At 35.6% G+C, this 22383-nt stretch carries 20 protein-coding genes; 10 read left to right on the plus strand and 10 right to left on the minus strand.

Annotated features, from left to right (window positions below; all coding sequences use genetic code 11):
* The 6 genes from LY01_RS11490 to LY01_RS11515 form a co-directional block, all read left to right on the plus strand.
* The coding region (locus LY01_RS11490; RefSeq protein ID WP_146080424.1) for a type IX secretion system membrane protein PorP/SprF at window positions 1-179 on the plus strand (179 nt) is incomplete at its 5' end.
* 23 nt (window positions 180-202) lie between these two features.
* The gene (locus LY01_RS11495; protein ID WP_104516006.1) at window positions 203-2191 is read left to right on the plus strand and encodes an OmpA family protein; all 1989 of its coding nucleotides are present in this window, start codon (window positions 203-205) and stop codon (window positions 2189-2191) included.
* Window positions 2192-2430: 239 nt separating this feature from the next.
* Entirely contained in the window at window positions 2431-3450 is a 1020-nt protein-coding gene (locus tag LY01_RS11500; protein WP_104516007.1) for a LacI family DNA-binding transcriptional regulator, read from the plus strand.
* A gap of 96 nt (window positions 3451-3546) precedes the next feature.
* Window positions 3547-4116, plus strand: a complete 570-nt coding sequence (gene idi, locus LY01_RS11505; RefSeq protein ID WP_104516008.1) for an isopentenyl-diphosphate Delta-isomerase — start codon at window positions 3547-3549, stop codon at window positions 4114-4116.
* Window positions 4113-4523 carry a 6-pyruvoyl trahydropterin synthase family protein gene (locus tag LY01_RS11510; protein WP_104516009.1) on the plus strand — a complete coding sequence of 137 codons (411 nt, stop codon included), beginning with the start codon at window positions 4113-4115 and terminating at the stop codon, window positions 4521-4523. The genes idi and LY01_RS11510 overlap by 4 nt, the downstream gene beginning before the upstream one ends.
* Before the next feature lie 146 nt (window positions 4524-4669).
* Entirely contained in the window at window positions 4670-4933 is a 264-nt protein-coding gene (locus tag LY01_RS11515; RefSeq protein WP_104516010.1) for a hypothetical protein, read from the plus strand.
* Here the strand turns inward: LY01_RS11515 and LY01_RS11520 are convergent.
* The 5 genes from LY01_RS11520 to LY01_RS11540 all read right to left on the minus strand — a co-directional run bounded on the left by LY01_RS11520 (window position 4928) and on the right by LY01_RS11540 (window position 9191).
* The gene (locus LY01_RS11520; protein ID WP_104516011.1) at window positions 4928-5638 is read right to left on the minus strand and encodes a DUF4369 domain-containing protein; all 711 of its coding nucleotides are present in this window, start codon (window positions 5636-5638) and stop codon (window positions 4928-4930) included. The two genes, LY01_RS11515 and LY01_RS11520, sit on opposite strands and share 6 nt — an antisense overlap.
* A 59-nt stretch (window positions 5639-5697) precedes the next feature.
* Entirely contained in the window at window positions 5698-7026 is a 1329-nt protein-coding gene (locus tag LY01_RS11525) for a DUF819 family protein (protein WP_104516012.1), read from the minus strand.
* Between the two features lie 103 nt (window positions 7027-7129).
* On the minus strand, window positions 7130-8080 hold the full coding sequence (locus tag LY01_RS11530) for an alpha/beta hydrolase (protein WP_104516013.1): 951 nt from the start codon (window positions 8078-8080) through the stop codon (window positions 7130-7132).
* A gap of 80 nt (window positions 8081-8160) precedes the next feature.
* The gene (locus tag LY01_RS11535) at window positions 8161-8460 is read right to left on the minus strand and encodes a TIGR03643 family protein (protein WP_104516014.1); all 300 of its coding nucleotides are present in this window, start codon (window positions 8458-8460) and stop codon (window positions 8161-8163) included.
* A gap of 128 nt (window positions 8461-8588) precedes the next feature.
* Window positions 8589-9191, minus strand: a complete 603-nt coding sequence (locus LY01_RS11540; RefSeq protein WP_104516015.1) for an alpha-ketoglutarate-dependent dioxygenase AlkB family protein — start codon at window positions 9189-9191, stop codon at window positions 8589-8591.
* 75 nt (window positions 9192-9266) lie between these two features.
* Between LY01_RS11540 and LY01_RS11545 the strand changes: the two genes are divergently transcribed.
* The 3 genes from LY01_RS11545 (at window position 9267) to LY01_RS11555 (ending at window position 11409) form a co-directional block, all read left to right on the plus strand.
* On the plus strand, window positions 9267-10274 hold the full coding sequence (locus LY01_RS11545; RefSeq protein WP_104516016.1) for a 3-oxoacyl-ACP synthase III family protein: 1008 nt from the start codon (window positions 9267-9269) through the stop codon (window positions 10272-10274).
* Between the two features lie 66 nt (window positions 10275-10340).
* Window positions 10341-10745 (plus strand): IS200/IS605 family transposase, encoded by a 405-nt coding sequence (gene tnpA / locus LY01_RS11550; protein ID WP_104516017.1) that lies wholly within the window; start codon window positions 10341-10343, stop codon window positions 10743-10745.
* 301 nt (window positions 10746-11046) lie between these two features.
* On the plus strand, window positions 11047-11409 hold the full coding sequence (locus LY01_RS11555; protein ID WP_104516018.1) for a CoA-binding protein: 363 nt from the start codon (window positions 11047-11049) through the stop codon (window positions 11407-11409).
* On the opposite strand, the gene LY01_RS11560 is transcribed toward LY01_RS11555, so the two are convergent.
* The 4 genes from LY01_RS11560 to folE form a co-directional block, all read right to left on the minus strand.
* A complete protein-coding gene (locus LY01_RS11560; RefSeq protein WP_104516019.1) occupies window positions 11384-12862 on the minus strand; it encodes a sodium:solute symporter in 1479 nt (492 codons plus the stop codon). The two genes, LY01_RS11555 and LY01_RS11560, sit on opposite strands and share 26 nt — an antisense overlap.
* Window positions 12863-13033: 171 nt before the next feature.
* The gene (gene yidD, locus LY01_RS11565) at window positions 13034-13255 is read right to left on the minus strand and encodes a membrane protein insertion efficiency factor YidD (protein WP_104516020.1); all 222 of its coding nucleotides are present in this window, start codon (window positions 13253-13255) and stop codon (window positions 13034-13036) included.
* 92 nt (window positions 13256-13347) lie between these two features.
* Window positions 13348-14835, minus strand: coding sequence for a cysteine--tRNA ligase (gene cysS, locus LY01_RS11570; protein ID WP_104516021.1), 1488 nt, complete (start codon window positions 14833-14835; stop codon window positions 13348-13350).
* Window positions 14836-14984: 149 nt separating this feature from the next.
* Window positions 14985-15656 carry a GTP cyclohydrolase I FolE gene (gene folE / locus LY01_RS11575; protein ID WP_104516022.1) on the minus strand — a complete coding sequence of 224 codons (672 nt, stop codon included), beginning with the start codon at window positions 15654-15656 and terminating at the stop codon, window positions 14985-14987.
* 182 nt (window positions 15657-15838) lie between these two features.
* Here folE and LY01_RS11580 point away from each other — a divergent pair, with 182 nt between their 5' ends.
* Window positions 15839-20437, plus strand: a complete 4599-nt coding sequence (locus LY01_RS11580) for a T9SS type B sorting domain-containing protein (protein WP_245890709.1) — start codon at window positions 15839-15841, stop codon at window positions 20435-20437.
* A 406-nt stretch (window positions 20438-20843) separates the two neighbouring features.
* Here LY01_RS11580 and LY01_RS11585 read toward each other — a convergent pair whose 3' ends face one another.
* On the minus strand, window positions 20844-22373 hold the full coding sequence (locus LY01_RS11585) for an OmpP1/FadL family transporter (protein WP_104516173.1): 1530 nt from the start codon (window positions 22371-22373) through the stop codon (window positions 20844-20846).
* Window positions 22374-22383: the final 10 nt, after the last annotated feature.

A 22383-nucleotide genomic window follows, 5' to 3' on the forward strand; every position in this document is an offset into this window, starting at 1 on the left:
CTGCGGTAACAGGTCTAGTAGGTTTTCAACTAAGTGATCAAATGATGATAGGATTTGCCTATGATAGAGAGACTACAGAGTTAGGAAATGCCGTTTTTAATGACGGTAGTTATGAGCTTTTCATGAGATTTGAATTATTTAACAGCTACGATCGTATCATTACACCTCGTTTCTTCTAAGAAAAATAAACACAGCATACATTATGTTAAAAAAACTATCCATACTAATCATTCTTTTTGCTTTCTCTTTTGGACATGCTCAAAAGGGTAAGTTAGATAAAGGAAATGAAAAATTTAAATCTTTAGCATTTATAGAAGCTCAAAAAATGTATCTTGAGATTGTAAACAATGGTTATGAAAGTGTAGAGCTCTTCCAGAAATTAGGAGATACTTACTATTTTAATAACGATTATAAGAATGCTCATAAATGGTATTCTAAACTTTTTGAATACAATCAAGATACGATATCAAAAGAATACTATTTCAGGTACATACAATCATTAAAAGCAGTAGGTGATTACACTAAAGCAAATGATTTACTTGCCAAGTATAGAAGGATAAATGGCGATGATAATTATATAAAAGAATATGCTAATGATGTTAATTATTTAGAATTGATAGAGTTACAATCTTACAGATTTTCTATTGTAAATGAGCCTATTAATACAAAAAGGCAAGATTTTGGAACGGCTTATTATCGAGGAACAAATAAAGTAGTGTTTGCAAGTGCAAAAGACAGCTCTTCATTAGTTAGTAGAAGACATAAATGGAATGATAGACAATTCTTAGATCTTTATGAGGCAGATATGGATAGCCTCACTGGAGAGTTAAGTAATGTAACTAAATTTGGTAATGGAGGAAATGAGAAGTTGAACACTAAATTCCATGAAAGTAATGCTGTTTTTACAAAAGATGGACAGACCGTTTATTATTCTAGTAATAATTATTTTAATAAAAACTTTAAAAAGAGTTCAGACGATGTAAATAAGCTTAAGATATTTAGAGCTCAAAAAACGTCTGATGGTTGGGGTGATATCATAGAATTAAAAATTAATAGTGATGAGTTTTCTACAGCGCATCCTGCTTTAAACATTGATGAGTCTAGACTTTATTTTGCTAGTGATAGACCGGGAAGTAAAGTGGGTTTACAGGGTAGAGTACTTTCTGATATATGGTATGTAGATTTAAATGAAGATGATGAACTTTCAGAGCCTGTAAATGTTGCTTCTATTAATACTGCTGGAAATGAATTGTTCCCATTTATTTCTGATAATGGGGATTTATATTTTTCTTCAACTGGACACATGGGGCTGGGAGGTCTAGATATTTTTGTAACGCCATTAAATAAAACTTACAATAAAGAGAAAGTAACAGTTACAAATATAGGTAAGCCGGTTAATGGTCAACATGATGATTTTTCATTTATCATTAATGACAGTACTCAGATGGGATATTTTAGCTCTAACAGACCAGAAGGTAAAGGACTGGATGATATTTATAGATTTGTACAAAATAATCCTCTGGTATGTAAAGACATCATTCAAGGTGTTGTTACCAATGAAAAAACAGGATTGTTAATGCCAGACACACAAGTTAATTTACTAGATGCAGATAATAAAGTAATAGAGTCTGTTGTAGTAGGTAAAGACGCGGCTTATAAATTTAGTGTAAACTGTTCTAGTGATTATTCTATTAGAGCTTTAAAAGAAGGTTATTCTCCTGCTGAGGCTAACACAACTACGCCGAATACAGTGGCAACTATAGATTTACCATTACAAATAAGCAAATCTATAGATGACAGGTTAAAAGATGTGAAAGAAGGAGATGACCTTAATGATATACTAGATATCAACATGATCTACTTTGATTTTGATAAACATAATATACGTCCAGATGCTGAATTAGAATTGCAAAAAGTATTGCGATACATGAAAGCATATCCTACAGTTAGTATAAATATACGTTCTCATACAGATAGTAGAGCGCCAGATGGATATAATATCAAATTAAGTGATAGAAGAGCAAAATCTACTAGAGCTTATTTGATAATGAAAGGAATATCTGCAGACAGACTCACAGCTAGAGGTTATGGAGAGTTTCAGTTAGTAAATGAATGTGCAAACGGTGTAGAGTGTACTGAAGAACAGCATCAATTAAATAGACGTTCTGAATTCATAGTAACTAAAAGATAAAACAAACATCATCTTAGAGTTAAACTTTAAACTTAAAAAGAAGTCTATATTAAGTTTAGAAAATCATCTATAATAACTTGTGTTTAATAAGCTTGTTGGTTTATGTTTAAGAGATCAACAAGCTTATAACAAGTTTCTTGAAAAAGAAATAGTAATTATTATCTTTATTGCTATAGTTAGAATTTCAAACGTATGTTTGTGAATTCTATATATTTGATTCATTTCTAAATAAATAAAATATGATAACCCTTAAAGATCTGGCTGCCACCTTAGGAGTTTCAGTTTCGACTGTTTCTAAAGCTTTAAAGGATAGTCCAGAAATAAGTAAAGACACGATTGCTCGTGTAAAAGAAATAGCAAAAGAGCTTAATTACAGGCCTAATACACTAGCACTTAGCCTTAAGAATAGAAAAACCAAGACTATAGGTGTTATTATTCCTGACATCTTGAATGTGTTTTTTGCACGAATACTTTACGGTATAGAGCAGGAATCTAATGTTTTAGGTTATAATATAATTACTTGCCTTTCAAATGAATCTTTTAAGAAAGAGAACAACAGCCTTAATCTTTTAGCAAACGGTAGTGTAGATGGATTTATCATGTCTGTAGCACAAGAAACACAAACTAATGGAGAGGTAAAACACCTCAAAGACACCATTAATCAAGATGTTCCCATCGTGATGTTTGATCGTGTAGCAAATGATGTAGACTGTGATAAGGTAATCATAGATGACTTTAATGCAGCTTTTAGAGGTACCGAGATATTAATCAAAGAAGGTCGTAAAAAAATCATTTTAGTAAATACATTAGGAGATTTAAGTGTTGGAAAACTTAGAATCTTAGGATATAAAAAAGCTTTAGAAAAACACGAGTCTTATAAAGGAGAACCTATAGTCATAGATATAGAAGATGACAAAGCAATTCTTAATGACCAGTTAGAGAACATCATAAGGGAACACAAAGATATGGATGGTCTATTTTGTATAGATAATGTATCTGGTGTGATGTCTGTTAATATAGCACAACGTATAGGGAAAAAAGTTCCAGAAGAACTATCTGTAATAGGGTTTGCGTCAGATGATATTTCACACTTGTCCTATCCACATCTTTCTACTATTACACAACATGCTGAGGCTATAGGGCAGCAATCTGTACGTATGTTGGTTGCTCGTTTAGAAAGTAAGGAAGAGGCGATACCTACATCTACAGCTACAGTAGATTTCACCATAGAATTAAGAGGTTCAACCTTAGAAAAGTAATGATATCTAGATACTGGTGTGTCCAGTAATAGATATCATAATAAATAGAACATTAATTCATTTTGTAATGAATAACTAGCCTTAACTACTTAGTAAATGTTTAAGGAATCAAAAGGGTTTCCTTTTGTATTTTTGTTATATAAATTATTAGAAATCATAGAACAAGTAATCTTAGTAAACGAGAACGACGAGCAAATCGGTCTAATGGAAAAAATCGAAGCTCATGAAAAAGCACTATTGCATAGAGCTTTTTCTGTCTTTGTAGTAAATGATAAGAATGAAATCATGCTGCAACAGCGAGCACTAGATAAATATCACTCACCTGGTTTATGGACTAACACCTGTTGTAGCCATCAACGTGAGGGAGAATCTAATATAGAAGCTGGTAAAAGAAGGCTCATGGAAGAAATGGGTTTTGTGACCGATCTAGAAGAGCTGTTTCATTTCATCTATATAGCACCTTTTGATAATGGACTAACAGAGCATGAATTAGATCATGTGATGATAGGCCATTATAACGACGCCCCTCAAATTAATCCAGAAGAAGCAGCCGCATATAAGTGGATGACAGCACAGGCCATAAAAGAAGATATGGCACAGCAACCAGAGATTTATACCGAGTGGTTTAAAATCATTTTTGAAAAATATTATTCCCACATTTCATGATATTAACTGCCTACCGAAAAGCTCATTTTAACGCAGCACATCGTTTATATCGCAAGGACTGGAGTGATGAAAAAAACGCTCAGGTTTTTGGACTATGTAGCAATAAACATTACCACGGCCACAATTATAATATTGAGGTAGGAGTGACAGGAGAGGTAGACCCAGAGACAGGTTATTTAATAGATCTCAAAGTTCTTAAAGACATTATTAAAGAAGAGGTAGAAGACGCCTTAGATCATAAAAACCTTAACGAGCAAGTGCCAGAGTTTGCTTCCTTAAACCCAACTGCAGAAAACATAGCATTTGTAGTTTATAATAAAATTAAAGCAAAATTAGATCCTAAATTTGATCTAGAAATTAAGCTTTATGAGACAGAGCGCAACTTTGTAGTCTATAAAGGACTGTAAAATATATAGATGTATTTCTGTTCCGCTTTCGCGAAAGCGGACTAATTATCAAGAATTTAAAAGTGAAAAAGCAGATAGTTACTATTACGATTCTATGCTATCGTGTAACTCTTTTATTCACTATTTTTGCAACAAATTAAATTATTATGGCAAGTATAAAAAATCTTAAGCAAGACATCAATTACGTATTAGGAGATATCATAGAAGCAGCACTTATCACTCAGGCATTAAGCCCAGAGAAAACTGCAGAGTCTGAAAAGATCGTTGATGATTCTATCGAAGTATTTGACGGTTTAATCGCTAGAGTAAACGACCGCAAAGTAGAAAACCGTAAGGCTCATCTTACTGCAGTACGTTCTGACTTAGAAACTCAAGGAAAAGGACTTATCGATAGAGTTAACGCTCTATAAATTATCCTTAGCGTTATTTATTAATTCAGACAGTTGTTTTCCATAAACAGTTGTCTGAATTTTTTTTGGCATACTTCTATACACGCTATCTAGTAAAATAGGATTTGCCTCACTAGCCTCACTTACTAGTAAATATGGGGCCACCACTTTATCATTATGTAATTGTGCATAATTAATAGCGTGTAACACCTTTTTTCTTAAGTACCTGTCATAGGCAGTATTGATAGAATCTGTCACTGCTAGAGTTCTAGTCTCATCAGTAAGAGACATACTTCTTTTTACTAGATCGGTATAAACCACATTTAGTTTTTTACTATTTTTTAAATAAGTAGCATAAATATCTTGATTTTTAGAACCGCTAAAAGCAGCGTCGTTTACAAAATTATCCCAGGTAGAATTCATGGTCATTGTTGTGTCCTCTGCAAAGAACAAAAGACGGTCATTAAACTCAGTTCCATCCTTTACATCTAGATGTAGGTACATGATTTCTGGTTGACTTAATGATGTTTTAAGGTAAAAATCAGATTCTCCATCAAAAACTACAGAGTCTACATTTACCAGAGTTGAATCTTGTAAACGTTGTAAGAATATTTTTCCGACCTTAATTCCATCTACAGTTCCAGAAATAGAAAAGTTGCTAGAGTTAGAATCACTACAAGATGCTATAAGAGTAATAGCGATAAGAAGGAAGAATACTTTTTTCATGGTAAGTTTTTAATGGCTGCAAATATGCATTATAAGTTTTAATTATGATAATAATCCTACTATGAAGTAGCGACCATTTGCATTAAAATGGTACAACCTATAGCGCCTATCGTACCCACTACATAACCAAAAACGGCAAGCAAAACACCAACACTTGTTAATGATGGATGAAACTCTGCCGCAACTATAGGAGCGCTGGCAGCGCCACCCACATTTGCTTGCGAGCCTACGGCTAGAAAGAAGTAAGGAGATTTGGTAAGTTTTGCCATTAAAATAAGAAGTCCTGCATGAATAGCCATCCATATAATTCCTACTAGAATAAGTAATGGATTTTCTACTATTTGAGTCAGGTCCATTTTCATACCTATTGTAGCTACTAGGACATAAATAAAAATACTACCTATTTTACTAGCACCTGTACCTTCATAACTTTTGGCAGGCGTAAATGACAGTCCTATACCTATTAAAGTAGAGATAGAGATCATCCAGAAAAACTGACTAGTTAAGAAACTCAAAAAGATGTTTTTTGCAATACCATCCATGCTCTTCATTAATTCAGATAAGTAGTTTGCTCCAAAATGTGCTACTGCTACAGCACCAAAGCCTATCCCTAACATGACCATCTTATCTGTAAAAGTAGCCTCGCGCTTTACACTTTCTGTATATTTTGAAACTCTATTTTTTAGATCTTCAATAGACTTACTATTTGCACCGAACCATTTATCTATTTTGGCAGCTTTTGCAATACCGAATAACAATATTCCCATCCATAAGTTAGCCACCACTATATCTACTAGAACCATACCTCCATATTTAGATTGGTTAAATTGATACACCTCTAACATAGCAGTTTGATTTGCGCCACCACCTATCCAGCTACCGGCAAGCGTAGAAAGGCCACGCCATGCAGCGTCAAAACCTTCTCCACCTACAGTCTCCGGAGAAAAAGAGCCAACTATTAAAATAGCGAGAGGTCCACCGATAACGATTCCTATTGTTCCAGTTAAAAACATGATTAATGCCTTAGGACCCAGATTAAATACAGCTTTTAAATCTATAGACAGTGTCATTAACACTAACGCTGCTGGCAATAAATAGCGAGAGGCCATGAAGTATAAACTAGAACTTTCTTCTACTATTTTACCGTCTTTAACAATTTCCCAAGGCTCGCCAGAAATGACTCCTAATGAACTTAAAATAGAAGGCAATAAATAACACATCAATAAAGCTGGCACTATTTTATAAAACTTAGACCAGAATCCTTTTTCTAATGAAGAAGAATAAAAGACTAAGGCTAGACACATCATTAATAAACCAAAAACAATTTTGTCATCGGTAATCATAGGTGGTAATACCTCGATAGTAGGTTCTATAAATGAAAAAGCCATAAAATCATATTTTGAATAGCTGCAAAATACGACTTTATAAGAAGTTGTTTAGGGTAGTTTCGCTTTCGCGAAAGCGATATATGGAATTATTTTATATTAAAAACTATTTTACAAATGCTGTAATTAGTTCTAACAGTCTTTGATTTAATGGGAAGTTGGGGTTTATGTAGCTTTTAGAAGCTTCTATCTCATCATTTCCCACGGTCTTAAGAACATGGTTCATGTTTTCTATAATCTCAAATGTAGCAGTAGGTGCGGCGTCTTTTAAAAGTTGCGCTTCGGTAGCATCTACCTGCCTATTCTTACTGCCGTTAACAATAAGAACAGGAGCAGAGATGTTTTTTAACTCTGTTGCAGGATCATATTGCATCCATGATTTCATGAAGGGCTGCACCTGTGGACCTATAATAACATAAAGATCGCGTTCTATGTCTACTACCGGTTTTTCAGATTTCTTTACTCTTTCAAAGGTCTCTGCAGCTACCTTATCTAGACCAGGCTGTTGTTGTGCTATTTGTTGTACAATAACGTTATCAATAGATTGTCCTGCACCGTTAATGGATATAATTCCATCAACATTTTTATCTACAGCAAGCATGGCTACAAGAGATCCCTGACCGTGTCCGGCTAGATATATTTTAGAAAATCTACGGTCGTTTTTGAAAAAATAAACAGACTCTTTTGCGTCTATTATAAAATCACTGAATAATGTCTTATCACTAGGTTTGCGATTTTTTATTTGGGTTAAGATACGCTTGTCATATCTATAAGTAGCAATACCTCGAGTAAGTAAAGAATCTGCAAGTTGTAAATAAGCGTTGCTCTTTGTTCTACGTTCATTACCATTGCGATCTACAGCACCTTGATCGCCTATGATGATGACCAGCGGTACTTTTTCATAAGTATCTGGTGTGAGTAATGTTCCTTGAATATTTTTATTAATATTTACCTCAGTAAGATCTTCGGTAGGTTTTTGTGCATTTTTTTTAGAAAAAGCATCTTGCGCTATAGTCACAAGAGGTAAAAGAAGTAAAAGGAATAATGACTTTTTCATGATTTGGCTGTTCTCTATTAATAACGTCCAAATCTAGGCAATAGGTATGCCATTACATATATTCTATTAAAAAAATCTAATTATCGTTTTGCAATCTTATTACCAGTACTACGCTGCATACTACATTTAAAACGACTCATTTCTGGATCTCGCTGGGCACGGTGTTTAGTCGCACGACCTTGCACACGCTGGCGCCACATTCTAAAACTGCTTTCCTTCATCTCACTGCGCATGATCATGATCACTTCTTTTTCTGTCACGCCGAATTGTGCCTCGATCGCATCAAATGGTGTGCGATCTTCCCAGCCCATTTCTATAATGCGGTCTATCTGACGATCGTTTAAATTTGCTAAAATGTCTTTTGCTCTAGTTCTTGCCATAAAATTAAAGTCGTTAAAATTTCTAATAATTACAGATTGTATTTAACTAAAAGCTGTTTTATTATCGATTTAACAGATTACAGAAATTGCCATAATTCTCGCGATGTTTTATGATGAGACTCTAATAATTATTTTACCACGTTTCTAAATGTAAGATTGATGCGTAGACCTACCTTTCTTTTAGTTTTAGCAATCTGATGTTTATAAGTATGCTGCGTTTGTTTTTCCATTATAAGCAGGCTACCATTTGCTAGAGGGAATTTAAAACGCCAGTCTTTGTTCACATTATGTTTTAGGTGAAAAAATCGTTCTTGTCCTAGACTTACAGAGGCGATAGTAGGGTTAGTGCCTAGTTCTTTTTCATTATCTGCATGCCAGCCGTTAGAATCCTGACCATTACGGTATTGATTTATGAGACATACATTAAAGGTGGTGCCGGCTGCTTGCTCCACATCTGCTTTAATCTGTTTCAATGTGTCTGTCCATGGTAATGCTTTGAATTCTATACCGCTGTATCCATAGGCGATATCTGCATCTCCATATAATTGGGTTAATCTTGGCTCGTCATGTGTTTTACCGAATAGCTGTATTTTATTTTGTCGCCACGGTGTTTCAGTTAATAAAGTGTTTTTTAAAAGTTCCGCTTTCGCGAAAGCGTAAAAAGAACCATCATAACGCACCGATGCATCTGGAATCTCGGGAAAAGTATCTGAAAACAACTTGTTATGCATGCATATAAAAAACAGGTTCAAACTAGCAAGATAATGAGACTGTCACGTATCTTGCGAAAGATTTAAAACAAATTTATGTATACTTCTCGCATAGCCGGAATGGGGAAATTTGTCCCTGAAAATGTGGTTACTAACGATGATCTTTCTAAAGTAATGGATACTAACGATGCCTGGATACAGGAACGTACTGGAATCCAAGAACGTCGTCACATTAAGAAAGGCGATGGAAATTCTACAGCTACCATGGGTGTTAAAGCTGCAGAAATAGCTCTAGAAAGAGCAAAAATATCTAAGGACGACATTGACATGATCGTGTTTGCAACCCTATCTCCAGATTATTATTTTCCTGGTTGTGGTGTGCAAGTACAAGAAATGATGGGTATTCATACCTGTCCAGCTCTGGATGTAAGAAACCAGTGTAGTGGTTTTATTTATGGACTGTCTGTTGCAGACCAGTTTATTAAAACAGGAATGTATAAAAATGTACTCGTAATAGGATCTGAGAATCACAGTGGTGGTTTAGATTTTTCTACACGTGGCCGTGGTGTGACGGTAATATTTGGAGATGGAGCAGGAGCAGCAGTTCTTACCAGATCAGAAAATGAAGGTCAGGGTATCCTTTCTACCCACTTACATAGTGAGGGAAAACATGCACTAGAATTATCTCTTAAAGGACCATCTACTATGCACTGGGTCCCTCAATTAATTGAGGAGAATCCGCAAGAAGATATTCCTTATTATCCTTATATGAATGGTCAGTTTGTATTTAAAAATGCAGTGAGACGTTTTAGTGAGGTGATTATGGAAGGCCTTCAAAAAAATAATCTAGAAGTAGGTGATATAGATATGCTTGTGCCACACCAGGCTAACTTGCGTATATCTCAATTCATACAGAAGAAATTCCAATTAACAGACGATAAAGTCTATAACAATATCCAGAAATACGGTAACACTACAGCTGCATCTATTCCTATCGCTCTTTGTGAGGCATGGGAAGAAGGTAAGGTAAAAGAGGGTGATACGGTGGTTCTTGCTGCTTTCGGTAGTGGGTTTACTTGGGGTAGTGCTATTATTAAATGGTAACAACATCTATAGGTGCGGACTTAAGTCCGCACCTATAGATGTTGAGCAAATTGATTATTTTTAAAGATGTCCAAAAATAATCTTCAAGTTTATATTCACATTGTATTTTGTACAAAGAATCGAGGTGTGTTAATTTCTGATACAATAGAGAAAAAGTTATACCCATTTATCTGGTCTGTTATAGAAGATAATGATTGTACTCCTTTAATGATTAATGGTATGCCAGACCATGTCCATATATTATTAAAAATGGACTCAAAAGTTTCATTATCTGATTTGATGAGATTCATTAAAGGTAAAAGCTCTAGATTCCTTAATGAGAATTACTCGTTTTTAAACGGCTTTGAATGGCAGCGCGGCTATGGTGCGTTTTCTGTTAGCTCAAGTCAGGTATCTCAGGTCGCAGATTATGTTAAAAATCAAAAGCATCATCATGTGGAAGGTTTTATTATTGAAAATATCGAGCTTTAAACCATGTTTCATTCATAGGTGCGGACTTAAGTCCGCACCTATGAATAGAAATGATATAAATACAAAATCCCGAGCCTGCAAGCTCGGGATTTCTAAATCGTATAATAACACTAACCATTAATTATGAATTATACGATTATGTGTGTCTTTTAAATTTAAGTCTTAAACGTAAAAGACATTAACCTTTGAATTCTTCTTTTTCAATAAAATTCAATTAACCAAATAAATCAGAAGGGTTTATCACGTCCTTCATAATAAAAGACGATCTATTTTGTATATTGTTACATATTAAATCATAAAAATGTCTAAAAAAACTCTAGTACTAGGTGCGTCACTTAAAGAAGAACGCTATTCTAACATAGCTATTTACCGATTGCGCAAGTTTAATATAGAAACTGTCGCTATAGGATTGCGTGAAGGGCTAGTAGATGACGTAAAAATTCATAAGGAACTTATACCTTTTCAAGGGATAAATACGGTGACCCTATATTTAAATGCGCAAAGGCAACCACAATACTATGATTATATCATAAGCCTTAAACCAGAGCGTGTTATTTTTAATCCAGGAACAGAAAATCCTGAATTCTATCAAAAGCTGACAGATCACAATATTGAACATGAAGTGGCGTGTACACTAGTTATGCTGGGGACACATCAATACTAACTTTTTGATTACTAAATGCCGATGCGATTAATAAACCTAAAAAGGTGATGAAACCATTGAGCAATAGTATAAAGAAACCAAATTCAAACCCAAAGTAATAATCAGCGGCGGTGCTTAATGCATAGGCTATGAATGGCGATGCAATAGCAATAAACGGAATAAGTCTATGGTTGACTTGAAGCTTTGTCAGTATCCCAAATCCAAATAATCCCAATAAAGGACCATAGGTATATCCAGCAAAAACAAAAAGTTTTGTAATCACACTTGCATCTTTAATGATATATTCAAAACTCACGATGACAAGTATGAGTAGAATGGAAAAAGCAACGTGAACGAGTTTGCGCATCCAGCTTTGTTTTTTCTTATCATAGTTTTTTTCTAATCGTAATATATCTACAGAGAACGATGTGGTGAGTGAAGTAAGTGCGCTGTCTGCACTAGAGTATGCTGCGGCAACCAGCCCTAGAATAAAAACGAGTCCTATACCTATTCCCATGCCGCTTTGTACGGATATACAAGCAAATAAACTGTCTTTGTAGCCACCTGTTAATTCCGCTTTTGCAAAAGCGGTAAGCAAAACACCTAATCCTAAGAATAACAAGTTCACAAAAGTCAACACAATAGTAAACCAAAACATGTTTTTTTGAGCATCTTTAAGGCTGCGACAGGTCAAGTTTTTTTGCATCATATCTTGATCCAGTCCTGTCATTACAATAGCAATAAAAGCACCTGATAAAAACTGTTTAACAAAATGCTGACCACTTTTCCAGTCGTCAAAAAAGAAGATTTGCGATAAATCACTATCTGCTATAAAGCCAGTAATCTCACCGATACCATTGAGGTTAAGACTGTCTGAAATGTAGTAAATACCGACACCTACGGCTATTAACATAAACAAAGTCTGTAGTGTGTCTGTCCAGACTATGGTTTTGATTCCAGATTTAAAAGTGTACAACCAGATAAGAATGACGGTAAGGGTAACCGTTTGCCAAAACTCCACACCCATACTTTCAAACACAAATTCTTGCAACACACCAGCAACCAGATATAATCTAAAACTAGCACCTACCACACGAGAAAGTATGAAGAAGCTAGAACCGGTAAATTGAGCAGCACTTCCATATCTATCGTTGAGGTAACTGTAAATAGAAGTGAGGTTCATTTTATAATAAAGTGGTAATAGCACAGTACCTATGACTAAATAACCGACTACATAACCCAGTACTACTTGAAAGTAATTCATGGCACCTTCTTCTACCGCACCAGGAACTGAGATAAAGGTCACACCACTAAGCGATGCACCTATCATCCCAAAAGCGACAATAAACCAAGGCGATGATCGATTACCTCTAAAGAAAGTGGCATTATCACTTTTACGACCAACAATAAATGAGATAGCAACAAGTACTGCAAAGTAACAAGCTATGGTAATAAGTATTTGAGTAGAAGTCAAGACTTTTAATTTTTAATGCTAAGGTAAGAAGGTTCAAGTTCAAACTTAAATCTAAATCTAAATTGAAAATAAAAACTGATGTCAGTTCGAGCGCAGTCGAGAACGCTTATTTACGAAAATAGACTGTACGATCTAAAAAAAAAGGTTTCGACTGACGCTCAATCAAATTTTCTAAGGCACAGGATCATAACCACTACCACCAAAAGGATGACAACTAAAAATACGCTTTAGAGCAAGCCAGCCACCTTTAAAAGCACCGTGTTTGATCAATGCTTCTTTAGAATATTGAGAACAAGTAGGAGAGTAGCGACAACTAGCAGGTGTAAAAGGTGATATCACCGACTGATAAAATCTGATGATCAACAAAAACGGATATGCTAGTATTTTTTTCATAAACCTAGATAGATGTCTTAATTTCTGAAATTACTTTTTAGTTTTGGAGATTTTTGATTTGTTTTAAATCAAAAATCTCTAATCGTTAACCCTTAATCAACACTATAACTGGTCCCGTCAGCGCCATCTTTTAAAGAAATTCCAGCCGCAGCTAGTTCGTCTCTTATTTTATCACTGGTGCTCCAGTCTTTATTAGCTCTTGCCGTTGCTCTCAGGTCGATTATTAATTTCATCGCACCATCCATTCCTTTATTAAGTGATGCGCTTCCTTCTTCTTTGGCATCCTGTAAACCTAAGACATCAAAGAAAAATGCGTTCATCGTTTCTTGAAGGTCGGCTAGATCACTTGCTGTGATGGTTGCATTTCCATCATTGATAGAATGAATCATCTTTACTGCATCAAAAAGCTCTGCAATAAGAATGGGTGTGTTAAAATCATCATTCATGGCAGCATAGCATTTTGCTTTCCATGAAGATAGATCTATAGAAGAGGTTTTAGATACAGGTAATTTATCCATAACCTTCATTGCTTCTGTAAGTCTGTTAAAACCTTTTTCAGCAGCAAGAATTGCGTCATTACTAAAATCTAAAATAGATCTATAATGAGCTTGCATCATGAAAAAGCGCACGACACTAGGTGCAAATGCTTTTTGCATAAAGTCGTTTTCTCCAGTAAAAAGCTCTACCGGTAAAATGCTATTTCCGGTAGATTTAGACATTTTCTGACCGTTTAAAGTCAGCATGTTTGCGTGCATCCAGTAATTTACAGGGCTGTGGCCATGTGCGGCCTCACCTTGTGCGATTTCACACTCGTGATGTGGGAATTTAAGATCCATTCCACCACCGTGTATGTCAAATGTTTCTCCTAGGTATTTAGAACTCATTACTGTACATTCTAGGTGCCAGCCAGGAAAACCATCACCCCATGGACTAGGCCATCTCATAATATGCTCTGGACTTGCTTTTTTCCATAAAGCAAAATCTGCTGGGTTTTCTTTATCGCTTTGAGCAGCCAGTTCACGAGAGTTGGCCATCATATCTTCTAGATTGCGACCACTTAATTTACCATACTCATGGTCTTCATTAAACTTAACAACGTTAAAATAGATAGAGCCATTTTTTTCATAGGCATATCCATTTTTCATGATCGTTTTAATTATCTCTATTTGCTCTACTATGTGACCTGTAGCAGTAGGTTCTATACTAGGTGGGTAGGCATTAAATTGCTTCATTACCGTATGAAAGTCCAGCGTGTATTGCTGTACTACTTCCATAGGCTCTATTTTTTCTAACCTTGCTTTTTTAGAAATTTTATCTTCACCTTCATCTGCGTCATCTGTTAAGTGGCCGGCGTCTGTAATGTTACGTACATAACGTGTTTTATACCCTAAGTGTTTAAGGTATCTAAATACCATGTCAAAACTGATAAACGTACGGCAATTCCCTAAATGCACATTGCTGTAAACGGTAGGTCCACAAACGTACATTCCTATGCGACCTTCAGTAATCGATTTGAAAACCTCTTTTTCGCCTTTTATGGAATTGTAAATCCTTAATTCATTGTCTTGATAAAGCGCCATGACTTGTTTTTATGTGATGTTGATGGTGTTGATCTCGCTTTCGCGAAAGCGGAATCTCAATACTAATTATTCTCAAAAATAACCGTAAATATCTAATAGAGCTTAATTGCTAGTTTAGATTTTAAATTTATTCTAAGTAAATGGGTAATTTAAAACTTGGTCTCCATTTTAATGTAATCTAGGAATTCCCTTTTTACTTCTGGATCTTTAAATTTACCACCGAATTCTCCTGTAACGGTACTGCTCTCGATATCTCTAATACCACGACTGTTAACACAAAGGTGTTTTGCATCTATAATACACGCTACATCTTCTGTATTCATTACTTTTTGTAATTCTCGCACGATCTGTATATTTAAACGTTCTTGAACTTGTGGACGTTTTGCATAATAATCTACGATGCGATTCATCTTAGAAAGTCCTACTACGCTACCGTTAGAAATATAGGCAACGTGAGCACGACCTACTATAGGTAATAAATGATGCTCACATGTAGAATAAACCACTATGTCTTTTTCTACCAGCATCTCATTATACTTGTACTTGTTTTCAAAAGTACTAGCGTTAGGTTTTTTATCTGGGCGTAAACCTCCAAAAATTTCATTCACAAACATTTTTGCAACACGATTAGGTGTTCCTTTAATGCTGTCGTCTGTCATGTCCATACCTAGAGTTTCTAGTATACTATAGACATCTTTTTTGATAGATTCTATTTTATCAGCATCGCTTAATTCAAATGCATCTGGACGTAAAGGGGTTTGCTCGTTTGAAGAAAGGTGATCGTGATCTTCAATATTATCTAATAGGTCGTCAATTTTCATATAGGTACTGCAATTAATAGCGGCAATTTATTTTAAATGCAAATTTACACATTGAAAGGCATAAGTGCATTGTTTTGTTAGATTTAGACTAAGATTAACTATGTTACGTTAAGTAATAGTTAACAATATTTCTCATATTTGTTGTTTAGAAAAAAGCCCACTCATATTCAAAACTGTAAATGATGAAAAGAATCTTATTTTTTTTAATCCTAATTAGCTCTTATTTTTCTGTAGCACAGACTAATATAAATATGCCTCAAGGTACTAATGGCGGTAATGGATTTCGTTTTGTAGGTTGTGGTTTAACGGTGTTTAATGATAGTCAGGGTAATCAAAATTACGAGATTAATGAAGATAATATTTCTGTTTTCTGTCCTGCTATCGATACAGATAGAATGCAGTTGGATTTTTTACAGGTCGGTTTATTAGCAGGTGATGTGGTAACTATCTATGATGGAGATTCTACAGCAGCTGCAGTATTAGGTACTATTACTGACACTACTGCAGCAGCAGGTTTGTTTCAAGCTAGTGCGGCCAACCCTACGGGATGTCTTACAGTAAGATTTGTTTCTGATGGTTCTGGAGTGAGTTCTGGGTGGAGAGCAAGAAGAACTTGTTTTGATCCATGTCAGACTATTACCACAGCTATAACTACTACTCCAGCAATGGATGCAGATGGTATACTAAGAATATGTCAAGGTGATACGGTTACCTTTGATGGGTCTGCAACTTTTAGTGTCGATGGTACTGGTGCAACATATGAATGGGACCTAGCAAATGGTAATGGGTTAAATATGGGACAGATTCAAACAGAAACGTATACTGCACCTGGAATATATCAAACAAGATTTATTGTTACTGATAGTAGTGGCTGTACGGATAGAGATGAGATAGATTTAATAGTTCAGGTCTCTACCGACCCTGATTTTACAGGTACCATGGCAGACGATACCGTACTGTGTTTTGGAGAGTCGACCACTCTTAGAGGAGTTGTTTCTGCTGAGGAGTTTGCTATACCAGTTTCTCCACCAGTAACAGGTTTAACATTTTTACCTGATGGTAGCGGTGTGAGTTATGTAACATGTATTGATGTAGATTTATTTGCTCCTGGAGCATTAATTGCTAGCGCCAGCGATCTTGCGGATATTTTTGTGAACCTAGAGCATAGTTGGGTTAATGATTTAGAAATTATTTTAACGGCACCTAATGGTACGTCTGTTATATTATTACCTAATCCTAATGGAGGAGGTGGAATTTATTTTGGTCAAGCAGTTGATGATACTTCTGGAACTCCTGGGGTGGGATTTGACTATATCTTTACGGAAAGAGCAACTGCGACACAAACCTTACAACAGGCAATTCCTGCGGTAGGAAATGCACAACCGATACCGGCTGGAGAATATTTGCCTGAAACTGCTTTTTCTGGGTTAATTGGTTCTCCGTTAAATGGACAATGGTGTTTAACTATAACTGATAATTTAGGTGCTGATGATGGGTATATATTCTTTTGGGGTCTTAATTTCGACCCAGCGATTATTCCTTCAGAGCTTTCTTTTACACCTCTTGAGACTACTGCAGCATGGCAAGCAAATCCGGATATTGCAATGAATACAGGTAGTATCGTTACAGTGACACCTTCAATGCAGGGTTTAAACTGTTATGATTATGTGTTTACAGATAATCACGGTTGTTCTTATACAGAGCAAGTATGTATAGATGTTGTTGCTCCTATACTGTCAGGTGCACCTAACGATATTGTTATTTGTGATCCTACTGGTTCTACCGCGGTGGTAGATTTAACGGTTAATGATGCTCCTATTTTAAATGGTCTTAGTGGTACGAACCATGTAGTTAGTTATTTTGAAACCCCTACTGATGCAGAAAATAATACCAATTCTATCACTAACCCTACTGCTTATACCAATATATCAAACCCTCAAACTATCTATACTAGAATTACAGAAGGAGCGAGTGGCTGTAATAATCTAGATTCTTTTGAGATAAGAATAGGGAATGTTGTTTTTACACCTGTGGATGATCTGGTTCTTTGTGATGACTCTACAAACGATGGTTTTGAAGTTTTTGATCTTACTTCTCAGTCTGCTGGGATTTTAAACGGACAAGATCCTGCAGATAATATTGTTACTTTTCACACATCACAAGCAGATGCTGATAATAACGTAAATGCTATCGTTAATCCTGATGCTTACACAAATGTAATTTCTCCTGTAGAAACTATATATGTGAGAATAGAAAACAGTACAGATGCTACTTGTAATGCTACAGGAACATTTGATATAATTGTTGCTCCAGCACCACAAACAGTTGTTTTACAAGATCTAGAATTATGCGATTTTGCTAATGATGGTGTAGAGCTTTTTGATTTAACGGTTAATGAACCTGTTATTATAGCAGGTCAGGCTCAAGGAACTCCGGCTGCCCCTTTAAACTATGTAATAACTTATCACACCTCTCCAGCAGATGCTTTAACTGGAGTAAATCCTATTATGAATCCTGATGCTTATGGTAATACATCTTCTCCTCAGACTATTTTTGTGAGGGTAGAAAGTGATCTTACATCAAATTGTTTTAATGCAGACATGAGTTTTGAAATAGCTCTTGTTGCTCAGCCAGTTTACAATGTAGTGGATGACATGGTAGTTTGTGATGATGTTACCAACGATGGTGTAGATATATTTGACCTTAATAGTCAAGAGGTAGGTATCCTAAATGGACAAGATCCTGCTTTATTTAATGTTGAGTTTTATGAAACTCTAGCAGACGCTCAATCGGGAACTAATGCCATAATTGATGAAGCAAATTATCAAAATACGTCTAGTCCTCAAACGATATACGTTAGAATAGTTAATAGTGTTAATTCACTTTGTGATGACAGTACAGGGTCATTTCAGTTAGTAGTAAATGCATTAGCTATCGCAAATCCTTTACCAGATGTTGAGGTGTGTGATGACTCAAGTAACGATGGTTTAGGTGGTTTTCAATTTGATGCTTATACAGCACAAGTATTGCAAGCACAAGACCCTTTAATGTTTATAGTTTCTTATCATGAATCACAAGCAGATGCTGATAGTGGAGCAAATCCATTATCTACTACATCTTATACTAATATCTCAAATCCACAAACAATATATGTACGTGTTGAGAGTTTGGAAAATGTACTATGTACTGCTTCTACATCATTTGATTTAATTATCAATGAATCACCTACTATAACCAGTGCTCCAGACCTTACTTTATGTGATGATCCTAGCGGTGATGGAGTAGAGTCTTTTGATTTAACACAAAACGACGCGACTATTTTAAATGGATTAAATCCTGCAGATTATACAATTACTTACAGTAATGCATCTGGCGCAATTACTTCGCCTTATGTAAATGTTTCTAGTCCAGAAACGATAACGGTATCGGTAGAGAATAATGTAACAGGCTGTTCAGACACAACTACATTTGATTTAATAGTAGGCGATGTGCCAGTCACTATTCCTACTTTTTTAATAGAAGAGTGTGATGAAGATGGCGATGGCGCTGCAACATTTATCCTGAGTGAGACAACTACTCAAATAACAAATGGACAAGTAGGTACACTTGTTACATTTCACGATGCTCAAGCCGACGCGTTGTCTGGTGTGAATGCATTGAATGATGCTAGCTATGATAATACTAGTAGCCCACAAACTATTTATTATAGAATAGAATTTACGGCGACGGGCTGTTTTGCTATGGGAGATTTTACCATAGAGGCGGTAGATGCGCCTATAGCTATTGTACCTAACGCATTAGAATCTTGTGATAACGGTAATGGAACGGCTACGGTAGATGTTAGTCTGGCAAGTGCTGAGGTAACAACAGGACAAGTAGGTTCTACAGTAGTTTATTACTTAAATCAAGCAGATGCAGATAGTCAAGTAAACGGAATCACTGGAAACTTTGATTACTCTTCAGACACTACTTTAATAGTAAGAGTAGATGACGATAATACAGACTGTTTTAGTTTCACAACTCTAGATCTTATATTTAATGAACTTCCTGCTCCTTCTTTATTAGATCAGTATGTGCTTTGTCTGGATGAAGTTGGTAATCTAGTAAATGGTCCTGTAACCTTGGATACAGGTTTAAATAATACAGATTATTCCTTTGAGTGGTCACTAGATGGTACGGCAATAGCTGCAAGTACGGCGTCTATAGATGTGTCTGACGGTGGTGATTATGAAGTTATAGCAACTGATGTTGTTACAGGTTGTTCTAATAATGAGACGACTAATGTGCGCATCTCTAGCGTTCCAGATGTATATGATATCGATATTACTACAGATCCTTTTGATAAAGACCATCAAGTAATAGTAACTGCTGAAGGTCCAGATCAATACTGGTTTAGGCTAGATGATGGTCCTTATGTTAACAATGGTACATTTAATAATGTAGAGCCTGGACCGCATACGGTAACCATAGCAGAGAGAAGTGGTTGTGGCGAGATAGTGGTGGATATATTCGTATTCGGTTATCCAGATTATTTCACACCTAACGCAGACGGTATTCATGACACTTGGAACATAGTAGGTGGAGATCGCTTACCAGGTACGGTTCTTTATATTTTTGATAGATATGGAAAGCTAATTAAACAACTGGATGTAGCAGGTCCAGGATGGGATGGAAATTATAATGGCCAGCCTTTACCTAGTACAGATTATTGGTTTAAAATTGAATATGCATTTGATGGAGAGCAAAGAGAGGCTTCTGGTCACTTTGCAATGAAAAGGTAATAAATCACTACTCATAAATATAAAAAGCACATCGATTAAGATGTGCTTTTTGCGTTTATAAAGGTCGTGTTCCAGATAAGTTATTTTTAGTTAGATATCAGTTCCGCTTTCGCGAAAGCGGAATTACTACCATCTTCACAATAATTAATTTACCCTATTGATGGGTTTTAATAGTTCTTTTTATCGTGTCTTTTTATCGTGTCTTTTATATCTTCTTTGTAGTCTAATAGGTTATTACCTATACGGTGTGTTGTAAAAAGATGCTTTGATACATTGTTCTATTTCAGGTCGATTTTACGCGTTAGTATCTTTGTTTAGAGATTTTAGGTCCATAAAAAAAGCATCTACTTTATAGTAGATGCTCTGTGTGTTTTTGTGTGTCGCTATAGGAGAAGCGAGAAGCTATTTATAAATTAAAACCTAAAGTTACCACAATATTATCAAGCTCATTAAGAACGCCAGCTGGTGTGTCTAGACCACTGTCAAATAATTGCTGACTGTAATCTCTTTCAGAATGGTCATAAGAAATATCTAGAATAGTTTTACCCCATGAGTAACCTAAGCCTAGACTGTAACCTGTAAGATCGTCCATGATAGCTTTATTATCATAAGGAGATTCTTCTATACGGTATCCACCTCTTAATGTCCAGTTATTTATACGGTATTCACCACCTATTCTTACACTCGATGCTCTAGAAAGGTTGCTGTCAATAAAAGCGTTGTTGTTTACGAATAGATCGCTATCATCTGGGCTAAATTTAAGCTGGCTATAATCTCTAGAAGTGTAATCCAGGCTTAATAGTCCTTTTTTACCAAATATATAAGCGATGCTACCAGTAACGCTTCCTGGTGATCTTAATTCATATGGAGCAAATACGTTTAAGACATTAGGTGACACAGTCGCTATTGCGCCATCATTGCTTATGGTTGTGATTTCTTGAATTTGTGTTTCTTCTATGGTGTACCAGGTAGGTGATTCATAAGTAGCACCTATTCTTATGTTGTCGGTGACTTTACCTATCAGTCCTAGTTGAAAAGAAAATCCATTACCTTCGATAGATAAGCGGTTGTCAAATCTCACGTCGGTTATCGTAGCGTCAGTATTAGAATTTCTTTCTTCTATACTTGTAAATCTCTCTGAACTTATAATGTGAGAGTTGAGGTTGATACCTAGATTCCATTTTTTATTTAATTCAAGTGCGCCGTTAAAACTGAATTTGCTGTTGTAACCAGTTGTTTCAACCAGGTAATCTTGATTAAAACTGCCTGTTCCAGTAGCGCTGGTGTAAACAGTGTTAGTTAAATCAGTATTTCCATTAGGGCTGTCTGTGGTAGAATTGATTAAAAAAGATTCATAACCTAAAAAGCCTTGTTGTGCTCCGAATCCTAAATCTTGTCCTAAAAAGCGATATAGATCGCTTGTTGTTTCACCTTCGGCAGTTCTAACGGTAAAATTGTCTACGGCTATGCCAGATGCATTATTTAAAAAATATTGTGATATAGAGGTAGGGCTTGTTCCTATTACTCTTAGAGAGTTGTCAAAGTTTCTAGTCGTGTCGTAATTGAGACTCATCGCAAATTTAGTCACCGTTCTGTTTTCAGGTGTTTGAAAAACTAACACGCCACCTGCTTGATTTATATCTATGTCAGATTCATCAGAAAATGCTGTTGTGCCAAAATAATTTGATGTGTTATCACTACCAGTAAAATTTAAAGAAACACCGGCATAATTATTTGCAAAAACTACAGAACTTGCAGGGTTAGATCCTATGGCACTAAGGTCGCCACCTAATGCTCCAAAAGCACCACTTAAACCTCTATAGCGAGCTGTTCCTTTTAAATCCTGACCTGTATAAAGCAATCCATCGCTTACAGTCTGTGCGTTACTAAAAAACGCGCTAGCAAGTAGCGCGCTTAAAATAAAAATATTTTTCATTCTTAAAATG

It is taken from the genome of Nonlabens xylanidelens (assembly GCF_002934445.1).
GTDB classification, from domain to species: Bacteria; Bacteroidota; Bacteroidia; order Flavobacteriales; family Flavobacteriaceae; genus Nonlabens; species Nonlabens xylanidelens.

Bases quoted from the DNA above. Each gene is read 5' to 3' on its own strand.
- LY01_RS11495 (WP_104516006.1), top strand. From the start codon at position 203: ATGTTAAAAAAACTATCCATACTAATCATTCTTTTTGCTTTCTCTTTT.
- LY01_RS11500 (WP_104516007.1), top strand. From the start codon at position 2,431: ATGATAACCCTTAAAGATCTGGCTGCCACCTTAGGAGTTTCAGTTTCG.
- idi (WP_104516008.1), top strand. From the start codon at position 3,547: ATGTTTAAGGAATCAAAAGGGTTTCCTTTTGTATTTTTGTTATATAAA.
- LY01_RS11510 (WP_104516009.1), top strand. From the start codon at position 4,113: ATGATATTAACTGCCTACCGAAAAGCTCATTTTAACGCAGCACATCGT.
- LY01_RS11515 (WP_104516010.1), top strand. From the start codon at position 4,670: ATGGCAAGTATAAAAAATCTTAAGCAAGACATCAATTACGTATTAGGA.
- LY01_RS11520 (WP_104516011.1), bottom strand. From the start codon at position 5,638: ATGAAAAAAGTATTCTTCCTTCTTATCGCTATTACTCTTATAGCATCT.
- LY01_RS11525 (WP_104516012.1), bottom strand. From the start codon at position 7,026: ATGGCTTTTTCATTTATAGAACCTACTATCGAGGTATTACCACCTATG.
- LY01_RS11530 (WP_104516013.1), bottom strand. From the start codon at position 8,080: ATGAAAAAGTCATTATTCCTTTTACTTCTTTTACCTCTTGTGACTATA.
- LY01_RS11535 (WP_104516014.1), bottom strand. From the start codon at position 8,460: ATGGCAAGAACTAGAGCAAAAGACATTTTAGCAAATTTAAACGATCGT.
- LY01_RS11540 (WP_104516015.1), bottom strand. From the start codon at position 9,191: ATGCATAACAAGTTGTTTTCAGATACTTTTCCCGAGATTCCAGATGCA.
- LY01_RS11545 (WP_104516016.1), top strand. From the start codon at position 9,267: ATGTATACTTCTCGCATAGCCGGAATGGGGAAATTTGTCCCTGAAAAT.
- tnpA (WP_104516017.1), top strand. From the start codon at position 10,341: ATGTCCAAAAATAATCTTCAAGTTTATATTCACATTGTATTTTGTACA.
- LY01_RS11555 (WP_104516018.1), top strand. From the start codon at position 11,047: ATGTCTAAAAAAACTCTAGTACTAGGTGCGTCACTTAAAGAAGAACGC.
- yidD (WP_104516020.1), bottom strand. From the start codon at position 13,255: ATGAAAAAAATACTAGCATATCCGTTTTTGTTGATCATCAGATTTTAT.
- cysS (WP_104516021.1), bottom strand. From the start codon at position 14,835: ATGGCGCTTTATCAAGACAATGAATTAAGGATTTACAATTCCATAAAA.
- folE (WP_104516022.1), bottom strand. From the start codon at position 15,656: ATGAAAATTGACGACCTATTAGATAATATTGAAGATCACGATCACCTT.
- LY01_RS11580 (WP_245890709.1), top strand. From the start codon at position 15,839: ATGAAAAGAATCTTATTTTTTTTAATCCTAATTAGCTCTTATTTTTCT.
- LY01_RS11585 (WP_104516173.1), bottom strand. From the start codon at position 22,373: ATGAAAAATATTTTTATTTTAAGCGCGCTACTTGCTAGCGCGTTTTTT.